This is a genomic window from Pseudomonas sp. WSY_20 (assembly GCF_043104335.1).
GTDB lineage: Bacteria > Pseudomonadota > Gammaproteobacteria > Pseudomonadales > Pseudomonadaceae > Aquipseudomonas > Aquipseudomonas parafulva_B.
On record NZ_JBICKP010000057.1, the window covers coordinates 44,876 to 62,360 of the forward strand.

General features: G+C 64.1%; 19 protein-coding genes and 1 pseudogene. 10 read left to right on the forward strand and 10 right to left on the reverse strand.

The window, feature by feature from the left end; all coding sequences use genetic code 11:
- Positions 1-86: 86 nt before the first annotated feature.
- From ACF8E5_RS14290 to aroC, 3 genes are all read right to left on the reverse strand, one after another.
- Entirely contained in the window at positions 87-623 is a 537-nt protein-coding gene (locus tag ACF8E5_RS14290; protein ID WP_392475419.1) for an oxidase, read from the reverse strand.
- Complete coding sequence (locus ACF8E5_RS14295; RefSeq protein WP_392475420.1) at positions 620-1,774, reverse strand: MFS transporter; 1,155 nt, start codon at positions 1,772-1,774, stop codon at positions 620-622. The genes ACF8E5_RS14290 and ACF8E5_RS14295 overlap by 4 nt, the downstream gene beginning before the upstream one ends.
- Positions 1,775-1,855: 81 nt before the next feature.
- The gene (gene aroC / locus ACF8E5_RS14300) at positions 1,856-2,947 is read right to left on the reverse strand and encodes a chorismate synthase (protein ID WP_058639722.1); all 1,092 of its coding nucleotides are present in this window, start codon (positions 2,945-2,947) and stop codon (positions 1,856-1,858) included.
- A gap of 182 nt (positions 2,948-3,129) precedes the next feature.
- On the opposite strand from aroC, the gene ACF8E5_RS14305 reads away from it, so the two are divergent.
- On the forward strand, positions 3,130-4,089 hold the full coding sequence (locus ACF8E5_RS14305; protein ID WP_392475421.1) for an alpha/beta hydrolase: 960 nt from the start codon (positions 3,130-3,132) through the stop codon (positions 4,087-4,089).
- A 63-nt stretch (positions 4,090-4,152) separates the two neighbouring features.
- Positions 4,153-4,935: a hypothetical protein gene (locus ACF8E5_RS14310; RefSeq protein WP_392475422.1), complete on the forward strand. Its 783-nt coding sequence runs from the start codon at positions 4,153-4,155 to the stop codon at positions 4,933-4,935.
- A gap of 90 nt (positions 4,936-5,025) precedes the next feature.
- On the opposite strand, the gene prmB is transcribed toward ACF8E5_RS14310, so the two are convergent.
- Positions 5,026-5,934, reverse strand: a complete 909-nt coding sequence (gene prmB, locus ACF8E5_RS14315; protein WP_058606109.1) for a 50S ribosomal protein L3 N(5)-glutamine methyltransferase — start codon at positions 5,932-5,934, stop codon at positions 5,026-5,028.
- A gap of 181 nt (positions 5,935-6,115) precedes the next feature.
- Here prmB and ACF8E5_RS14320 point away from each other — a divergent pair, with 181 nt between their 5' ends.
- The 5 genes from ACF8E5_RS14320 (at position 6,116) to ACF8E5_RS14340 (ending at position 8,995) form a co-directional block, all read left to right on the forward strand.
- A complete protein-coding gene (locus ACF8E5_RS14320; RefSeq protein ID WP_058639718.1) occupies positions 6,116-6,706 on the forward strand; it encodes a cysteine hydrolase family protein in 591 nt (196 codons plus the stop codon).
- Between the two features lie 81 nt (positions 6,707-6,787).
- Positions 6,788-7,108: a hypothetical protein gene (locus ACF8E5_RS14325; protein WP_058606111.1), complete on the forward strand. Its 321-nt coding sequence runs from the start codon at positions 6,788-6,790 to the stop codon at positions 7,106-7,108.
- 278 nt (positions 7,109-7,386) lie between these two features.
- Entirely contained in the window at positions 7,387-7,947 is a 561-nt protein-coding gene (locus ACF8E5_RS14330; protein WP_058639717.1) for a Smr/MutS family protein, read from the forward strand.
- A gap of 69 nt (positions 7,948-8,016) precedes the next feature.
- Positions 8,017-8,562 carry a GTP cyclohydrolase I FolE gene (folE, locus tag ACF8E5_RS14335; protein ID WP_023535356.1) on the forward strand — a complete coding sequence of 182 codons (546 nt, stop codon included), beginning with the start codon at positions 8,017-8,019 and terminating at the stop codon, positions 8,560-8,562.
- 61 nt (positions 8,563-8,623) lie between these two features.
- Positions 8,624-8,995 (forward strand): glutaredoxin family protein, encoded by a 372-nt coding sequence (locus ACF8E5_RS14340; protein ID WP_392475423.1) that lies wholly within the window; start codon positions 8,624-8,626, stop codon positions 8,993-8,995.
- 157 nt (positions 8,996-9,152) lie between these two features.
- On the opposite strand, the gene ACF8E5_RS14345 is transcribed toward ACF8E5_RS14340, so the two are convergent.
- On the reverse strand, positions 9,153-9,755 hold the full coding sequence (locus ACF8E5_RS14345; protein WP_144966031.1) for a glutathione S-transferase family protein: 603 nt from the start codon (positions 9,753-9,755) through the stop codon (positions 9,153-9,155).
- Positions 9,756-9,901: 146 nt separating this feature from the next.
- Here ACF8E5_RS14345 and ACF8E5_RS14350 point away from each other — a divergent pair, with 146 nt between their 5' ends.
- A complete protein-coding gene (locus ACF8E5_RS14350; protein WP_100851084.1) occupies positions 9,902-11,092 on the forward strand; it encodes a benzoate/H(+) symporter BenE family transporter in 1,191 nt (396 codons plus the stop codon).
- 54 nt (positions 11,093-11,146) lie between these two features.
- Here the strand turns inward: ACF8E5_RS14350 and ACF8E5_RS14355 are convergent, their stop codons facing one another.
- From ACF8E5_RS14355 to ACF8E5_RS14365, 3 genes and pseudogenes are all read right to left on the reverse strand, one after another.
- Positions 11,147-12,019 carry a methyl-accepting chemotaxis protein gene (locus ACF8E5_RS14355; RefSeq protein ID WP_392475425.1) on the reverse strand — a complete coding sequence of 291 codons (873 nt, stop codon included), beginning with the start codon at positions 12,017-12,019 and terminating at the stop codon, positions 11,147-11,149.
- A 36-nt stretch (positions 12,020-12,055) separates the two neighbouring features.
- Positions 12,056-13,087 (reverse strand): annotated as a pseudogene (locus ACF8E5_RS14360) (methyl-accepting chemotaxis protein); the annotation flags it as partial.
- A gap of 552 nt (positions 13,088-13,639) precedes the next feature.
- Entirely contained in the window at positions 13,640-14,398 is a 759-nt protein-coding gene (locus ACF8E5_RS14365; protein ID WP_392475424.1) for an SDR family oxidoreductase, read from the reverse strand.
- A 176-nt stretch (positions 14,399-14,574) separates the two neighbouring features.
- On the opposite strand from ACF8E5_RS14365, the gene ACF8E5_RS14370 reads away from it, so the two are divergent.
- The gene (locus ACF8E5_RS14370) at positions 14,575-15,576 is read left to right on the forward strand and encodes an NADP-dependent oxidoreductase (protein WP_058606117.1); all 1,002 of its coding nucleotides are present in this window, start codon (positions 14,575-14,577) and stop codon (positions 15,574-15,576) included.
- A gap of 69 nt (positions 15,577-15,645) precedes the next feature.
- On the opposite strand, the gene pyrF is transcribed toward ACF8E5_RS14370, so the two are convergent.
- Complete coding sequence (gene pyrF, locus ACF8E5_RS14375; RefSeq protein WP_145255098.1) at positions 15,646-16,347, reverse strand: orotidine-5'-phosphate decarboxylase; 702 nt, start codon at positions 16,345-16,347, stop codon at positions 15,646-15,648.
- A gap of 213 nt (positions 16,348-16,560) precedes the next feature.
- Here pyrF and ACF8E5_RS14380 point away from each other — a divergent pair, with 213 nt between their 5' ends.
- A complete protein-coding gene (locus ACF8E5_RS14380; RefSeq protein ID WP_023535343.1) occupies positions 16,561-16,728 on the forward strand; it encodes a DUF2897 family protein in 168 nt (55 codons plus the stop codon).
- A 56-nt stretch (positions 16,729-16,784) separates the two neighbouring features.
- On the opposite strand, the gene ACF8E5_RS14385 is transcribed toward ACF8E5_RS14380, so the two are convergent.
- Positions 16,785-17,120 (reverse strand): helix-hairpin-helix domain-containing protein, encoded by a 336-nt coding sequence (locus ACF8E5_RS14385; RefSeq protein ID WP_058639934.1) that lies wholly within the window; start codon positions 17,118-17,120, stop codon positions 16,785-16,787.
- Positions 17,121-17,485 lie beyond the last annotated feature (365 nt).

Genomic DNA, 17,485 nt, shown 5'->3' on the forward strand with positions numbered 1-17,485 from the left:
GTGAAGCTGAAATCTTGGGGCCGCTGCGCGGCCCATCGCGGCACGAGGCCGCTCCTACAGGGGCATTAGATGCCTCGGGCGCAAGGTCACAACTCGTCTATCCCCAAAAACGCCCGTGCGCTCGCGTCGCCGGTAAATGTCAGCTGACTGCCCGCTTCAGTTGCAAACAGCCTGAACGCCAGGCAAAACGGCGCCTCCCCCAGCTCAAGCCAGCGCCGCGTCCCCGCAGGCACGCGTAACTGGTCGCCCTTCTCGCACATCACCGAATACACCTCAGCTCCCAGGCGCAGGCCAACCTGCACGCGTCCGCTCACCACGGCGATCACTTCGTCGGTATCAAGCACATGCTCATCGCGCAGGTCCGGGCCTTGATCCTCGACCCCGTCACGGTTGATCACCCCATGGGCCCGGCAACCGTGGGTGGTCATCATGTGATCGAGATGGGCCTGGCAGGCATCCATCATCTCATCGTGCAAGGTGCCCGGACGCACCCGCAGCCCGTGCTCGGCCTGCATGAGCGACACCCCATGCTCGGCCAGTGCTGCCGTGATGTCTTCGGCATGGGTCAGCACCTTGTTGGGCAACTGCGGGGTGGAAGGGTCGAATACGCAGAGGATGCTCATCGTAAGGTCCTGTTGGGTTGCGAATGAAAGGCCATGATAACGGCTGCCGCCAGTGCTGCGACGCTGGCCATACCAAAGGTGAGCCCGGGGCCGAGCATGTTCCAGCTATAGCCGGCGTACAACGCGCCCAGGGCACCACCGGTACCCGACAGCGCAGCGTACAGGGCCTGGCCCTGCCCCTGCTGCCTGGCGCCGAAACTGCTCTGCACGAAGGCGATGCTGGCCGCGTGAAAGCAGCCGAAAGTGGCCGCATGCAGCAACTGCGCGCCCACCAGTACGTCCGGCTGCGCTGCCAGATTGCCCAGCAACAGCCAGCGCACGGCGGCCAGCACGAAGCTTGCGAGCAGCACCCGGCGGACGCTGAACCGTGCGAACAGGCGGCTCATGAGCATGAACATCACCACTTCCGCCACCACCCCGAGCGCCCACAGCAGGCCAATGGCCGTTCGGCTGTAACCCAGGTGCTCCAGGTGCAGGGTGAGGAAGGTGTAGTACGGCCCATGGCTCAATTGCATCAGCGCCACACAGACGTAGAACGCCAGGACTCCAGGGGCGCGCAGCTGCTTGAGAAAACCCCCGGCCCCGTGTCGCTCACCGTGCTCGACGGGCTGGGCATTGGGTACCCAGAGGCTGGCGGCCACGATACCGGCCATGATCAGGACCAGGGCCACGGGATAGATGTCCAGGCTCAGCCATTCGAGCAGGCGCCCAAGCCCCACCACGGTGAGGATGAACCCAATCGACCCCCACAGCCGGACCTGGCTGTAGCGCGACGTCTGGCCATGCAGGTGCGCCAGCGTAATCACCTCGAACTGCGGCAGCACCGCGTGCCAGAAGAACGCATGCAAGGCCATGACCATCGCCAGCCAGGCGTAGCTCTTGCCGAAGAAGATCAGGCTGAAGGTGGCCAGCGTGCACAACGCCCCAAGCCGCACGATCAGCAGGCGCTGCCCGGTCCGGTCCCCCAGCCAGCCCCACAGGTTAGGCGCTATGCAGCGCATCAGCATGGGAATGGCCACCAGTTCGCCGATGCGCGCGGGCGCAAAGCCCAGGTGGTCGAAGTACAGCGCCAGGAACGGCGCCGTGGACCCCAGCAAGGCGAAATAGAACAGGTAGAAACTGGACAATCGCCAGTAGGGTATCGGCTGCATGGGGTTGCCTTGGGAAGCAGGGCCTGTCGGCGGTGACTCAGCTGCGCGAGCTACCGCCGCGAGAAAACAGGCCCAGATGGGTCAGAGCTGGCCCAGCACCGGCGTGTTCACCTTCACCTCGGCGTTCTGGGCACGGTGGCGCAACAGGTGATCCATCAGCGCGATGGCCATCATCGCCTCGGCGATCGGGGTGGCGCGAATGCCTACACAGGGGTCATGCCGGCCTTTGGTGATGACGTCCACCGGGTTGCCGTCAACGTCCACCGAGCGGCCCGGCACGGTGATGCTCGAGGTAGGCTTCAATGCCAGGTGGGCAACGATCGGCTGGCCCGAAGAGATACCACCCAGAATGCCGCCTGCGTTGTTACTGAGAAAACCCTGCGGGGTCATCTCGTCGCGGTGCTCGGTGCCGCGCTGCGCAACGCTGGCAAAGCCTGCACCGATTTCCACGCCTTTCACGGCATTGATGCTCATCAGCGCATGGGCCAGCTCGGCGTCCAGACGATCAAAAATCGGCTCGCCCAGGCCCGGCATGACGCCTTCGGCCACCACGGTGATCTTGGCGCCGACCGAATCCTGATCCCGGCGCAGCTGATCCATGTACGCCTCAAGCTCCGGCACCTTGCTCGGGTCGGGGCTGAAGAAAGCGTTCTGCTCAACCGACTCCCAGGTCTTGAAAGGGATCTGGATCGGGCCCAGCTGGCTCATGTAGCCGCGCACGGTGATGCCCTGGGTGGCCAGGTACTTCTTGGCGATGGCGCCGGCGGCCACGCGCATGGCGGTTTCGCGGGCCGAACTACGCCCGCCTCCACGGTAGTCGCGGGTGCCGTATTTGTGGTGATAGGTGTAGTCGGCGTGGGCCGGGCGGAACAGGTCCTTGATGGCCGAGTAGTCCTTGGACTTCTGGTCGGTGTTGCGGATCAGCAGGCCAATGGAGCAACCGGTGGTGCGCCCTTCGAACACGCCTGAGAGGATTTCCACCTCATCGGGTTCCTGGCGCTGGGTGGTGTGGCGGCTGGTGCCGGGCTTGCGCCGGTCCAGGTCGCGCTGCAGGTCGGCAAGGGAGATCTCAAGGCCTGGCGGGCACCCATCGACAATGGCGACCAACGCCGGGCCATGGCTTTCGCCAGCGGTGGTGACAGTGAACAGCTTGCCGTAGGTATTGCCGGACATGGACGCTCCGCGAGATCTGCCTGAAGTGAACGAAAGCGGCAGTATACAGGTGGATTGCCCGCGTGTGCGGGCCGGTTGGCGAGCGCGTCGTTCCGGGCGATGCGGGGCCTTGGGCCTGGCCCTAGAACCTTCCTCGGCCACTGTAGGTCAAAGTGCTATCTCCCCCTGTGTAGTTGCGCACGATGCCGCGTTTCATTGCCCTGCTTTGCCTGCTGTTGACCAGCCTTTGCCATGCCGCCACCCCCACCGTCCTGCACCGCCCCATCGACCTGGACACCGGTCAGGGCGTATTGCACGGCAGCCTGTTGTTACCCCAGCAGGACACCCCGCCGCCGGTGGTGCTGATCATCGCAGGCTCCGGGCCCACTGACCGCGACGGCAACAACCCGGCTGGCGGGCGCGTGGACAACTTGAAGCGCCTGGCCTTGCTGCTGGCCAATGCGAATATCGCCAGCGTGCGCTACGACAAGCGCGGCGTGGCCGCCAGCCAACCGGCTACGCCCGATGAACGCGACCTGAGCGTGGAGCGTTATGTCGCCGACGTGGTGGCCTGGGGCCATAAGCTCAAGGCCGACCCCCGCTTCGGCTCGTTGATCCTGATCGGCCACAGCGAAGGTGCGCTGATCGCCAGCCTGGCCGCCGAGCAGGCTGGGGCCAGTGCGGTGGTCAGCCTGGCTGGCAGCGGCAGGCCCATGGCCGAAGTGGTGCGCGAGCAGCTTGCCGAGCGCCTGCCGCCTGCGCAGCTGGCCCGTGGCAGTGCCCTGCTTGACCGCCTGGAAGCCGGCCAGACCAGCCTGGACGTACCCGCACCGCTGCGCCAGGTGTTTCGCCCCAGCGTGCAGCCCTACCTGATCACCTTGTTCCGTCAGGACCCGGCAGCCGCGTTTGCGCGGCTGCCCATGCCGGCGCTGATCGTGCAGGGGCGCAACGATGTACAGGTGGACGTGGCGGATGCGCAGAAGCTCAAGGACGCCAAACCCGATGCCCACCTGGTGCTGATCGAGGGCATGAACCACATGCTGCGCATCAGCCCCAAGGACATGAGCGAACAGCGCGAGAGCTACCAGAACCCGCAGTTGCCATTGGCACGGGAGCTGGGCGAGCAGATCGTCACGTTCATTCGCCAGTTGCCACCGGGCTGATCGACGGGCTCAGGTCTGCGCAGCGGCGGCCGATACAGCGTGCATAGCCAAGGACATGCCCTGATGACCACACCACCTGCTGCCACAGAGCCGGCTGAAGAGCCCCAACACACCCCCGCCCTGCCCTGGGCGGACCTGGCCGTCGAGCATCACCAGTTGCTGCGCCTGGCGCCGCTGCCTGGCGACCGCGTAACCGGCGCCCGACCCCTGCGTTTCGTACAGTTCGGCTATGCCGAGCGCCATGACCCGGCCCACAGCCTGCTGCGCATGCAGATTGCGTTGCCCGGCCAGAAAGTGCACAAGGGCCATAACCAGGTGGACATACGCGTAGATCACCAGACGCGGTGCGTGCGCCTTGGGGATGAGCATGGCCTGCAACTGGAGCCGGTCAATCGCGGCCTGGGCCGCTTCCTGCTGGCCCAGGCCGCCCAGTGGCTGCAGCGCAAATGGCCGAATTACCGTGTAGAGGCCTTCGCGCTGCCGAGCAAGGATGCGCTGGAGGAGGACTCGCGCCTGCGCCGGGACCAGTGCCTGCGCGGGGTAGGCCTTGAGGTGCAGTACGAAGACGGGCAGGTGCTCAAGGGCCGAACGGCCGAGACCCGGGTAGACCAGCTGGAGGTAGGCTGGAACAGCGAGCGCGTGCAGCGCCTGGGCCTTCTCGATGCCGCGCAGTTGTTGCAGCAGGCAGACCAGCAGTTGCAGGAAGGCGAGGCCCGCTTGCGCGAGCGTGATGAGCGTGTGGCCAAGTACCAGCGCGAAGACAGCGGCTTGCGGTTCACCATCACCTGCCTGGTGGCCTTTGCACTGTTTCAAGCCGGGCTACTGATCTGGATCGCCACGCGTTGAAACCCTGGGCCTGGCGTTTCATGGGCCCCAGGTGTTTTGAAAACGGGTTGGGCGAAACGGGCGCCTGACACCCGTTGCGCCCACGCGCCCTCAGACGCGGCCTTTGAACAACGCCTGATGCTGACGGCACTGCTCGGCGGTGAGCATGAATACCCCATGCCCGCCGCGCTCGAATTCGAGCCAGGCGAAATCGACTTCCGGGTACAGCGCCTCGACATGAACCTGGCTGTTGCCCACCTCCACGATCAGCAAGCCCTTTTCGGTCAGGTGGTCGGCCGCATCGGCCAGCATGCGCCGTACCAGGTCCAGACCATCAGCACCGCAAGCCAAGCCCAGCTCCGGTTCGTGGTGGTATTCGGCCGGCATGTCGTCGAAGTCTTCGGCGTCCACGTACGGCGGGTTGGACAGGATCAGGTCGAAGCGCTGGCCCGGCAGCCCTTCGAAACCGTCGCCCTGCACGGTGTACACCCGGCCATCGAGGCCATGGCGCTCGATGTTCTGGTTGGCCACTTCGAGCGCTTCGAACGACAGGTCGGCCAGCACCACCTCGGCCTGCGGGAAGACGTCGGCGGCGACGATCCCGATGCAGCCGGAGCCGGTGCACAGGTCCAGAATGCGGCCTGGCTCAGCGCCCAGCCACGGCTCTAGGCGCTTTTCCAGCAGCTCGCCAATGGGAGAGCGCGGCACCAGCACGCGCTCATCGACGATGAACGACATGCCACAGAACCAGGCCTCGCCCAGCAGGTAGGCGGTGGGTACCCGTTCTTCGATGCGGCGCTTGAGCAAGTGCTGCAGCTGTACGCGCTCGGCATCCTCGAGCATGCAGTCCAGGTAGCTGTCGGCCACCTCGAACGGCAGGTGGACCGCCCCCAGCACCAGCAACCGGGCTTCATCCCAGGCGTTGTCGGCACCATGGCCGAAGAACAGGTCGTGCTCATGGAAGCGGCTGACCGCCCAACGGATATAGTCGCGCAGCGTGCGCAGACGGGATGTGATCACGGGAAACTCCTAATTCAGACTGGCCGAAAGTCTAACAGCCCAGGCCCCGGATTTGTTCCCTGCAATCGCCTGTACGGTAGCCACAAGCCAGCAACCACGCCACTTGCGTTGTCAACCATTCCCATTGTCGCCAAGGCAGAGGAGAATAGGCGCACAAAAGCCCTATACCAAGGAGCCCTTGATGTCCGTTCCAACCACGATGTTCCGCCTCACTGGCCGCGATTACCCGCCGGCCAAGCTGAGCCAAGCCAGCCTGATCATCATTGATGCGCAGAAGGAGTACCTCACCGGGCCCCTGGCGCTGTCGGGCATGGATGAGGCCGTGGCCAACATCGCCAGGTTGCTCGATGCCGCGCGCAAGAGCGGCCGTCCGATCATCCATGTTCGCCATCTGGGCACCGTTGGCGGGCGCTTCGACCCCCAGGGCCCTGCGGGTCAGTTCATTCCGGGGCTCGAACCGCTGGAAGGCGAGACCGTGATCGAAAAACGCATGCCCAATGCCTTCAAGAACACCAAACTGCACGAGACGTTGCAGGCACTCGGCCATCTCGACCTGATCGTCTGCGGCTTCATGAGCCACTCCAGCGTCAGCACCACCGTGCGCCGTGCCAAGGACTATGGTTACCGGTGCACCCTGGTGGAAGATGCGTCGGCCACCCGTGACCTGGCTTTTAACGACCAAGTGATTCCAGCGGCGCAGATTCACCGGTGTGAAATGGCCGTGATGGCCGACAACTTCGCGTGCGTGGCGCCGACGGCCAGCCTGATCTGACCCGATCACGTGGGTGGCGGCAGGCAGGAACCGGAGGTGTGATTGTGGGTCGAAGGGCTCACACCCCTACAGGAGAGCAGGATGAAGCTCAAAGGCAGTATCGACGCCAAGCGCCTGCGCCCGCGCCAACCGCGCAGCTGGGGCGCACGCCTGGGTGCTGCGCTGTCCGCGCTGCTGGCCACCCTCGGTGTGTTGCTGGCCATGGCTGGCGTGGCCGGGCTGTTGGGCAACTACCCTGCCCTGGCCGAACTCAACGCCAACAAGCCGCTTGCCGCCACCTTGACGGTGGTGGGGCTGTTGATGCTGTGGCTTGGCGTACGCTTCTGGCGCCTGAGCCGCATCCGCCTGCGCCGGGCTCGGGAGCTGAACATGTCGCCTCACTTGATGAAAAAGCATGAGTGAGGTTCCTGCAAACTGTGCTGCCCCCTGTAGGAGCGGCCTCGCCGGGACGCCGGACCGGCCGCGATGGGGCGCGCAGCGGCCCCGGCGATCTAGGCTGCTACGCTGAAACCCTGGGGCCGCTGCGCGCCCCATCGCGGCACGGGGCCGCTCCTACAGGTGGACAGGATTGCACCTTATTGCCTGGGGTCGCCCATCGCCAGCCTGCCCACTCCACCTGACCACCATGGCTGCACACCGCCGCGCACTCGCGTAAACTACGCCGCCCACGTGGAGGCATCATGCAAGACGACGATTTTTCCCTGTTCAAGGCCGAAGTGCGCGGCGTCAAGCCGATCACGCACGACCGTGCCGAGGTCGGCAAGCCCAAGACCGACCGCCAGAAGCTGGCCGGCCTGCGCCAGTCGGCGACCGTGTCCAGCGACAAGGCGTTGGTCATCGATGGCATGTCCGACCAGTTCGTCATCGACGTGGGCGCCGAAGACGAATTGATGTGGCGCCGGGACGGCGTTCAGGAAACCCAGCTGCGCAAGCTCAAGCTTGGGCAGATACCGTTCGAAGGCAGCCTTGACCTGCACGGCATGACCGTGGAAAAGGCGCGCGAGACACTTTGGGATTTCATCGCCGAAGCGACCCGCCTGGAAGTACGCTGCGTGCGGGTCACCCACGGCAAAGCGGCACGCCTGGATGGCAAGCGCCCCATGATCAAGAGCCACGTCAACACCTGGCTGCGCCAGCACCCGCAAGTGCTCGGCTTTGCCTCCTGCAGTGCCCGCCACGGGGGCACCGGCGCCGTCTATGTGATGCTCAAGCGAACCATGCTCGAAGGCCGCGACGAGTAACGCCGCGCTTGCAGCGCCGCCCTTGCCGCCGTAACCTTCGTTTTTGCGATTTTTCCCACAGGTAGATCCATGTCCCTGGAACAGAACTACACCGAGATCCTCAGCCAGATTGGCGAGGACGTCTCCCGTGAGGGCCTGCTCGACACGCCCAAGCGGGCTGCAAAGGCGATGAAGTATCTTTGCCGCGGTTATGAGCAAACACTGGAAGAAGTGACCAACAACGCGTTGTTCAGTTCCGACAACAGCGAAATGGTGCTGGTCCGGGACATCGAGCTGTATTCGATGTGCGAGCATCACATGCTGCCCTTCATCGGCAAGGCCCACGTGGCCTACCTGCCCAAGGGCAAGGTGCTGGGCCTGTCGAAAGTGGCGCGTATCGTCGACATGTACGCCCGTCGCCTGCAGATCCAGGAAAACCTCAGCCGCCAGATCGCCGATGCCGTACAGCAGGTCACCGGTGCCGCCGGCGTTGCCGTGGTCATCGAGGCCAAGCACATGTGCATGATGATGCGCGGTGTGGAGAAACAGAATTCGAGCATGATCACGTCGGTGATGCTGGGTGAGTTCCGCGCCAACGCGGCCACCCGCAGCGAGTTCCTCAGCCTGATCAAGTAACCGGCTGCGTCACCCAGGCCGACCCCTGCCGGTCGGCCTTTTTCATTTCAGGAGTTTGTAGATGATCGTCAAAGCCCTGCGGGTTGGCCTCGGCCAGCTTATCGTATTCGGCGACTGGGTCAGCCGCCCGGCCAAGCGCAAGCGCGACTCAGCAGCCCAGGCCGGCGTGGACGAGGCGGCCAAGGGCCTGGCGCTCTACCAGTTCCATGCCTGCCCATTCTGCGTCAAGACCCGCCGTACCTTGCACCGCCTGAACGTGCCGGTGGCGTTGCGCGACGCCAAGAACGACCCTGTGCACCGCCAGGCCCTGGAGCAAGGCGGTGGCCGGATCAAAGTGCCATGCCTGCGCATCGAGGAAGCGGGCAAGGTGACCTGGATGTATGAGTCCAAGGCCATCATTGCTTACCTGGATGAGCGGTTTGGTAAGCATTGAGTCACTGAGCGAGATCGTGTAGGAGCGGCCTCGTGCCGCGATGGGCTGCGCAGCAGCCCCAGGATTTCAGCTCCGCAACTCATATTGCCGGGGGCCGCTACGCGCCCCATCGCGGCCGGTCCGGCGCCCCGGCAAGGCCGCTCCCGGACCTCGTGGCTCACCCCACCATCGGCACATGCCGCGGATGGCTGCTCACCCGCTCCAGCCAGGCGCGCACGGCCGGGTAATCCGTCAGGTCGAAACCGCCTTGCTGCGCCACATGGGTGTAGGCATACAACGCCACATCGGCGATGGAATACTGGTCACCCACCAGATACGGGGTCACCAGCAACTGCCGCTCCATCACACGCAGCGCCTTGTAGCCGCCCTTGTGCAACTTGCGGTACTCCTCGACGCGATCATCCGGTAGCCCCAGGTAGAACTGAATGAAGCGGGCCACGGCGATATACGGCTCATGGCTGTATTGCTCGAAGAACTGCCACTGCAGCACCTGGGTGCGCAGGCGCGGCTCGGCGGGCAGGAACTCGCTGCCGTCGGCCAGGTAGTTGAGGATGGCATTGGATTCCCACAGGTAACTGCCGTCCTCGAGCTGCAACACCGGCACCTTGCCGTTGGGGTTCATGGCCAGGAACTCGGGCGTCTCGGTCTCGCCCTTGAGGATGTCCACCGGGTGCCACTCATAAGGCCGCCCCAACAGGCTGAGCATCAACTTGACCTTGTAGCAGTTACCCGATTGATAATCGCCGTAAACCTTGTACATCACCCCTACCCCTGCAATGCCGTCATACCAGAGCGCCTGATAGTTAACGACTGTATGGTTAAAAGCAATGATCGCTGTATCGCTGCTGTCACCTCGCCTGGCGTTAGTCTGAAAACCACGGCGTATACCCTTACAAGGATTTTTTCATGACCGATGCCACCTCCGCTCGCCTTCGCCCCCTGGCAGATACCTCGCCCTCGGCGGTGGTCGCAGGCTTCATCGCCATGCTCACCGGCTACACCTCCTCGCTGGTGCTGATGTTTCAGGCCGGGCAAGCGGCTGGCCTGACCACTGCGCAGATATCCTCGTGGATCTGGGCGCTGTCGATCGGCATGGCGGTCTGCAGCATCGGCCTGTCCCTGCGCTACCGCACGCCCGTGACGGTGGCCTGGTCCACGCCCGGCGCGGCGCTGCTGATCACGAGCCTTGGCGGGGTGAGCTACGGGGAGGCCATCGGCGCCTACATCACCTGTGCAGCGCTGGTGCTGGTCTGTGGGCTGACCGGCAGCTTCGAGCGCCTGGTCAAGCGTATTCCTGCCTCGCTGGCATCGGCGCTGCTGGCCGGCATTCTGTTCAAGATCGGCAGCGAGATCTTCGTCGCCGCCCAGCACCGTACCTTGCTGGTGCTGGGCATGTTCTTCAGCTATCTGCTGGTCAAGCGCCTGTCACCGCGCTACTGCGTACTGGCCGCGCTGCTGGTGGGCACGGCCCTGTCCGGCGCCCTGGGGCTGCTGGACTTCAGTGGCTTCGCGCTGGAAATGGCAACGCCGGTGTGGACCACGCCGCACTTTTCGCTGGCAGCCACCATCAGCATCGGCATTCCGCTGTTTGTGGTGGCAATGACCTCGCAGAACATGCCGGGCATTGCCGTGCTGCGGGCTGACGGCTACCAGGTACCGGCCTCTCCATTGATTTCAGCCACCGGCCTGGCTTCGTTGCTGCTGGCCCCGTTTGGCTCGCACGGGGTGAATCTGGCTGCCATCAGCGCGGCCATCTGCACCGGGCCGCATGCCCACGAAGACCCAAGCAAGCGCTACACCGCGGCCGTATGGTGCGGCGTGTTCTACGGAGTTGCCGGCGTGTTCGGGGCGACGCTGGCGGCGTTGTTCGCGGCCTTGCCCAAGGAACTGGTGCTGTCGATCGCGGCCCTGGCCCTGTTTGGTTCGATCATGAATGGCCTGACGGTAGCCATGAGTGAAGCACGCGAGCGTGAAGCGGCCGTCATCACTTTCATGGTCACGGCCTCGGGGCTGACGCTGTTCTCAATCGGTTCGGCCTTCTGGGGCATTGTGGCCGGTGTACTGGCCCTGCTGATCCTCAACCCACGCAAAGCGTAAGACAACCGCCGATGGCAGGCGCCGCGCTGGCGGCGCCCTGCCAGGCTGGCCCGATCACAGCCTGAAATGGCCGACCATGCCCTTGAGGTCGGTGCCCAACTGCGCCAGCTCGACGCTGGACCGGGCGCTGTCCTGCATGGCCAGTGCGGCCTGGTCGGCGCTGCCACGAATCTGGGTGACGCTGCGGCTGATTTCTTCAGCGACCGAGCTTTGCTGTTCGGCGGCGGCAGCGATTTGCTGGTTCATCTGCTGAATCAACGACACTGCGGCGGCAATACTGCCCAGTGCGCTTTCGGTGTGCAGGGCATCGGTCACGGCCAGGCGCACCAGCTCGGTGCTGCCGCGAATCTGCGCGACGGACTGCTGCGCATTGCCGCGCAGGCTGGCCACCAGGGTTTCGATCTGCTCGGTGGACTGGCGCGTGCGCCTGGCCAGTGCACGCACCTCATCGGCCACTACCGCAAAGCCGCGTCCCTGCTCGCCGGCACGGGCCGCTTCGATGGCCGCGTTGAGGGCCAGCAGGTTGGTTTGCTCGGCCACGCTCTTGATGACCTCGAGCACATCGCCAATGGTATGGATCTCTGAGCTTAGGCTCTCGATGCCCGCGCTGGCGGTTTCGGCCGCGGCGGCCAACTGCTCGATGCGCTGCATGCTCTGGCGCACCACATGCTGGCCCGAATCGACCTTTTCGTCCGCAGCCTGCGCCGCTTGCGCGGCTTCCTCGGCATTGCGCGCCACATCGTGCACGGTGGCCGTCATCTGTTGCATCGCCGTGGCCACTTGCTCGGTCTCTTCCTTCTGGCTGCCGACTTCGCGGTTGGTCTGCTCGGTCACGGCCGACAGCGCCTGGGCGTTGCCGGCCAATTGCTCGATGCCTTGTTGCAAACCGCTGACGATGCCTGACAGGCCTGCGGCCATCTGCTGCATGGCCTGCGTCAGTTGTCCTACTTCATCGCGGCGCGGGGCGACGGGTTCGAAGGCCAGTTCGCCGTCGGCAATGCGCTGTGCACGGGCAATCACGTGCTTGAGCGGGCCGACCACGGCGCGGGTGATCAGCCAGGCGGCCAGTACGCCCACCAGCAAGGCCAGCGCGGTGGCGATGGCGATGGCCACCGTGTTGCGCTGCAGGTCACCTTGCAGCACGTGCTCTTCACTGAGGTAGGCCTGATCGACGCGGCTGGTGACGTGCTCGGCCGAGGCCTGCAACTGTGCCTTGAGCCCTTGTTCGCTGGCCAGTTGGTCGGTGTATTCATTGAGTTTTTCGGAGAAGCTGCCAATGTGCCCCGCTACCTCGTTGAGTACGCTCTGATAGCCACTGTCGGTGACCGCCGCCTGCAACTGGCCCACCAGGCTGGCAGCCTCGACCGTTTGCGCGATGCGCGCCTGGCTGACATCGTCTTCGCCCTTGCGGCTTTTCTCAAGGCGTACCCGGGCTTCATCCATGGCCTGGAGCATCAACCGCGAGACCTGCGCCACCTGCGCGGCCTGTTCCAGGAACTCACCGCCCTGCTGGCCTTGCGATTGCTTGAGGGTATACACCCCGTCATCCGCCAGGCCGGACTGCAGCACGTCGAGGTTGTTGGCAACGCTTGAGACCGACCAGCTGGCGGTGTCGAGCGCCAGTTCCTTGGCCTGTACTGCGCCGACGAATGCTTCGAATGCCTGGCCATAGGCGGCCAGCTCGGGTTCGGCTGCGGCCAGGGCCGGCAGTGCACGGGCGCGTTCGAGCAACCCTTGCAAGCCGGCGCGCAAGGCTTCGGCTTGTTTGATGTCGGAGCGCAGTGCGAATGCCTGTTCGTGCTGGCGCAAGCGCAACAGGTCGGTGTTGAACTGCGCCAGCTCGCGCAGGCTGTCAAAGCGCTGCCCGACACTGTGCAACGCCGCGATGCCGATGCCAGCCACCGCCAGGGTCAGCAGCAACACCAGGGTGAAACCCAGCGCGAGTTTGCGGGCCATGCCCAGGTTGGCCAACACACCGTGCTTGCTCGCGCCCATGCCGATTCCCCTTGTGGGTGTCAGGTTATCCCGATAGCCAAGGGTGGCAACGTTGCCAACCCCTGAACAGGGCCTGACGTCAGAATAGTGTCAAATAGCTATGAGGGTGTCGGTAATGGGTTTGTAGGAGTCGTCTTACGTGCGAAAGGGAGGGTTGGGTCGCGGGATGTTGTCTGGCAACGACGGTGGTGGGTGGAGGGGGATGACGGTGGCAGGCTGGAGGTGCGTGAGGGGATCAAGATTTGCGGCTCGGGGCGGAGAACTTGGGGCCGCTGCGCGGCCCATCGCGGCCGGTCCGGCGCCCCGGCAAGGCCGCTCCCACCCGGGGGGGACGCGGGGGCTGGTAGATTGGGTAATTGCATGAGTGCGTCCAGCGCGGCGCCAGGCCGCACACGGGGCTCGGTGGCCTGTAAATTTCGCTTTTGTGGGAGCGGTCCTTGTGCCGCGATGGGCCGCGCAGCGGCCCCAGGATGTCAGCGTGATAATGCCTGTTCAGAACGAGTGCTCAGACCCTGACAGCCTTTGGGCTTCATCCACCACAGCCTCACCCATTCAAATCGCCGTAGCCCCTCCATCCACCGTCAGGCAATGCCCAGTGGTAAACGCCGCACCATCGCTGCACAGGTACAACACCGCGCTGGCGATTTCGGCCACGGTGCCGATGCGTCCTACCGGGTGCATGGCGGCCGCGAATTCGGCTTTGCGGGGGTCGGCTTCATAGGCCCGGCGGAACATGTCCGTATCGATCACGGCCGGGCACACGGCATTGACCCTGATGCCTTTGCGGGCATATTCGATGGCGGCCGACTTGGTCAACCCGATCACGGCATGCTTGGACGCGCTGTAGATGCTCATCTTAGGCGCCGCGCCCAACCCCGCCACCGAGGCGGTATTGACGATAGCGCCGCCCTGGGCCAGCAGCAGCGGCAGCTGATATTTCATGCACAGCCACACACCCTTGACGTTGACGCCCATGATGGCGTCGAACTGCGCCTCGCTGCCGTCGGCCAGCTTGCCCTGCTCGATCTCGATACCCGCATTGTTGAAGGCATAGTCCAGGCGGCCATAGGCGGCGATCAGGTGCTCGTGCAGTTGGCGGACCTGGTCGTCACAGGTCACATCGCAAGCGATGAACAACGCCTCGCCGCCAGCGGCCCGAATCTGCCCGACCGTGGCCTCGCCACCCACTGCATCGAGGTCGGCGACCACCACCTTCAGGCCCTCGCAGGCAAAGGCCAGCGCCGTTGCCCGGCCGATGCCTGCCCCGCCCCCGGTGACCAGTGCTACCTGGCCCGATAAACTCATGCTCATGCCGCGCTCCTGTCAGGGCCTGTGAGGCACACGAGCATAGCCAGCCGCTGGTAAGGCCGGCAGCATCATCACATGGACATTTATAGGACCATGCTTGTCAGTGATGTTGAGGACCTGCTTTCATCAACAAGGTAGATTTATCCTCTTGTGCCTATTCTATTCTTCAAGGACCCGTCATGACCCAGACCAATCGCCGCTTCCTGCTCGTCAAACGCCCGGTTGGGGCGGTAACGCGTGAAGATTTCAAGTTCGAGACCGTGCCTGCCGAACAACCCGGTGAAGGGCAGGTGCTGGTGCGCAACCTGTACCTTTCTCTTGACCCGGCCATGCGCGGCTGGATGAACGAGGGCAAGTCCTACATCCCGCCGGTTGCCTTGGGGCAGGTGATGCGCGCCCTGGGCGTGGGTGAAGTGGTTGCGTCCAACCACCCGGACTTCAAGCCTGGCGACCATGTGAACGGCGCATTGGGTGTGCAGGACTACTTCACCGGCGAGCCCCAGAACCTGCAGAAAATCGACCCGAGCCTTGCCCCCCTGCCCCGCTACCTGTCGGCCCTGGGCATGACCGGCATGACGGCGTACTTTGCCTTGCTGGAAGTGGGCCAGCCCAAAGCCGGCGACACCGTGGTGATCTCAGGCGCCGCGGGGGCGGTGGGCAGCATTGCCGGGCAGATTGCCAAGATCAAGGGCTGCCGCGTCGTGGGTATCGCTGGCGGTGCCGAGAAATGCCAGTACCTGAAAGATGAACTGGGCTTTGACGGCGTCATCGACTACAAGGCCGAGGACGTACAGGCGGGCCTTAAGCGCGAATGCCCGAAAGGTGTGGACGTTTACTTTGACAACGTTGGGGGCGAGATCCTGGATGCGGTGCTGACGCGCATCAACTTCAAGGCGCGCATCGTGATCTGTGGCGCGATCAGCCAGTACAACAACAAGGAAGCGGTCAAAGGCCCGGCCAACTACCTGGCGCTGCTGGTCAACCGTGCGCGCATGGAAGGGTTCGTGGTGATGGACCACGCCAAGGATTACGGCAAAGCGGCCAAAGAAATGGCCGGCTGGCTGGCCAATGGGCAGGTCAAGAGCAAGGAAGACGTGGTGGACGGCCTGGAAACCTTCCCAGACACCCTGTTGAAACTGTTCAACGGGCAGAACTTTGGCAAGCTGGTGTTGAAGGTGTAATGACGCACTAGACGCACGCCTATCAGGTTCCGATTCAATACCGGAGCCTGACAGGCGTGCAGTTCAGACTCAGCCGCGAATCTCGGTCACCACCGCTGCCAAGGCCTGGGCTGGGTCGGCGGCCTGGCTGATGGGGCGGCCGATTACCAGGTAGTCCGAGCCAGCATCCAGGGCCTGGCGTGGCGTGAGGATGCGACGCTGATCATCCTGGGCGCTGCCTGCTGGGCGGATGCCCGGGGTGACCAGCTGCAGGCCTGGGTGCGCAGCCTTCAGCGCAGGGGCTTCCAGCGCCGAGCATACCAGCCCGTCCATGCCGGCCTTCTCGGCCAGCGCCGCCAGGCGCAGCACCTGCTCTTGCGGGTCTACATTCAGGCCGATACCGGCCAGGTCTTCGCGCTCCATGCTGGTCAGCACGGTCACACCGATCAACAGGGGTTGCGGGCCGCTCCGTTTGGCCAGTTCTTCACGGCAAGCCGCCATCATGCGCAAGCCGCCGGAGCAATGCACGTTCACCATCCACACGCCCATCTCGGCAGCGGCCTTGACGGCCATGGCCGTGGTGTTGGGGATGTCGTGGAATTTCAGGTCCAGGAACACTTCGAAGCCTTTGTCGCACAGGGTTTCGACAATGCCCGACGCGCTGCTGGTGAACAGCTCCTTGCCCACTTTGACGCGGCACAGCGCAGGGTCCAGCTGGTCAGCCAGCTTCAGGGCGGCTTCGCGGGTGGGGAAGTCCAGGGCGACGATCAGGGGCGTCTGGCAAGCGGGCATGGCAGGGTCTCTTGGCAAGTCGGAAACGGCGCGCATTGTAAACGATGTGACGCAGGCTGGGGGGCCGCTGGCCGAGGAATTGGTCGGACGGTGAGCCAGGATGTGGGCGTTGGGTGCTGGGCCGGGATGAGGCGCTGTACCATTGAACCAACGAAGCGGCGCCTGGCTCAAAAAGGTAAGCAAGCCGCTTACACTCGCAACAGGAGAAGGAAAATGCCTTGGTATGCCTGGCTGATACTCATCGTTGCCATTGGCTCGATCGTCGGCGGTTTGATGATGCTGCGCGACACGGCCAAGAAGCTGCCGTTGACTGACGAGCAGTTGCGCAAGGTCCATGAACGCAATGCCGAGGCTGATGCCCGGGATGCTCAAGACCGCTGAGTGCGGTCAACGCCCTTTCAATGAGCGGGCCTGTCGATAGGCCCGCCCCTCTGTGCTTATTGCACTTTCAGCTTGTCGCGATTGCGTTCCAGCAGCGCATTGCCGATGCCTTTTATCTCGAGCAATTCATCGACTGATGCGAAGGGGCCGTGGGCTTCGCGGTAGGCGACGATTGCCTCGGCCTTGGTTTTGCCGATGCCGTTGAGTTCTTTCTGGAGGGTCAGGGCATCTGCGCTGTTGAGGTCAACCAGCGGGGTGGCTTGCTGGCTTGCCTGGGCGACCATCGCCATGGGTTCGACCATTGTCGTGGTATTGGAGGGTGCTGCGTTTACGGTGAACGAAAGGCTGGCGACGAGTGGGAGCAGCAGCGCGGTGAGCAGGTTTTTACGCATGATGAAGACTCCTAGGGTTGGTCATTTCTGGCAGCCTGTTCCTTGGGCTGCGGGGTTAACCCTAGCGCTGGAGGTGGGGGGTGGGACAGGGTTTGGGGTGGGGTAATGTTTACTGGATTGGTCGGGGATAGGCTTAGGGTGGGGGGAGGTTGCAGAGGTGGGGTCGGTTGGTTTGGTGAGGTGTAGCAGGGTTCATTGGGGGAGAGGTGATTAGTGGGAAATGGGGCTGACGTGCTGGGGGCCTGAGTCTGACAAGAGGGTCGGGGTAGTCGCTTGAGGGTTAGGGTGTGTGATGTGGTGCTGAATGCGGGGGTGCTGGATACCCTACCGGGGTAAGAGTCACAGGGATGGTGGGCGCGCTTTAG

Excerpts from the sequence above, each read along its gene's own strand:
- ACF8E5_RS14380 (WP_023535343.1), top strand. The coding sequence starts at position 16,561 with ATGCCTTGGTATGCCTGGCTGATACTCATCGTTGCCATTGGCTCGATC.
- ACF8E5_RS14295 (WP_392475420.1), bottom strand. The coding sequence starts at position 1,774 with ATGCAGCCGATACCCTACTGGCGATTGTCCAGTTTCTACCTGTTCTAT.
- ACF8E5_RS14305 (WP_392475421.1), top strand. The coding sequence starts at position 3,130 with ATGCCGCGTTTCATTGCCCTGCTTTGCCTGCTGTTGACCAGCCTTTGC.
- ACF8E5_RS14340 (WP_392475423.1), top strand. The coding sequence starts at position 8,624 with ATGATCGTCAAAGCCCTGCGGGTTGGCCTCGGCCAGCTTATCGTATTC.
- aroC (WP_058639722.1), bottom strand. The coding sequence starts at position 2,947 with ATGTCCGGCAATACCTACGGCAAGCTGTTCACTGTCACCACCGCTGGC.
- ACF8E5_RS14350 (WP_100851084.1), top strand. The coding sequence starts at position 9,902 with ATGACCGATGCCACCTCCGCTCGCCTTCGCCCCCTGGCAGATACCTCG.
- ACF8E5_RS14290 (WP_392475419.1), bottom strand. The coding sequence starts at position 623 with ATGAGCATCCTCTGCGTATTCGACCCTTCCACCCCGCAGTTGCCCAAC.
- ACF8E5_RS14370 (WP_058606117.1), top strand. The coding sequence starts at position 14,575 with ATGACCCAGACCAATCGCCGCTTCCTGCTCGTCAAACGCCCGGTTGGG.
- ACF8E5_RS14325 (WP_058606111.1), top strand. The coding sequence starts at position 6,788 with ATGAAGCTCAAAGGCAGTATCGACGCCAAGCGCCTGCGCCCGCGCCAA.
- ACF8E5_RS14310 (WP_392475422.1), top strand. The coding sequence starts at position 4,153 with ATGACCACACCACCTGCTGCCACAGAGCCGGCTGAAGAGCCCCAACAC.
- ACF8E5_RS14385 (WP_058639934.1), bottom strand. The coding sequence starts at position 17,120 with ATGCGTAAAAACCTGCTCACCGCGCTGCTGCTCCCACTCGTCGCCAGC.
- ACF8E5_RS14365 (WP_392475424.1), bottom strand. The coding sequence starts at position 14,398 with ATGAGCATGAGTTTATCGGGCCAGGTAGCACTGGTCACCGGGGGCGGG.
- pyrF (WP_145255098.1), bottom strand. The coding sequence starts at position 16,347 with ATGCCCGCTTGCCAGACGCCCCTGATCGTCGCCCTGGACTTCCCCACC.
- ACF8E5_RS14330 (WP_058639717.1), top strand. The coding sequence starts at position 7,387 with ATGCAAGACGACGATTTTTCCCTGTTCAAGGCCGAAGTGCGCGGCGTC.
- folE (WP_023535356.1), top strand. The coding sequence starts at position 8,017 with ATGTCCCTGGAACAGAACTACACCGAGATCCTCAGCCAGATTGGCGAG.
- ACF8E5_RS14345 (WP_144966031.1), bottom strand. The coding sequence starts at position 9,755 with ATGTACAAGGTTTACGGCGATTATCAATCGGGTAACTGCTACAAGGTC.
- ACF8E5_RS14320 (WP_058639718.1), top strand. The coding sequence starts at position 6,116 with ATGTCCGTTCCAACCACGATGTTCCGCCTCACTGGCCGCGATTACCCG.
- ACF8E5_RS14355 (WP_392475425.1), bottom strand. The coding sequence starts at position 12,019 with ATGCAGCAGATGGCCGCAGGCCTGTCAGGCATCGTCAGCGGTTTGCAA.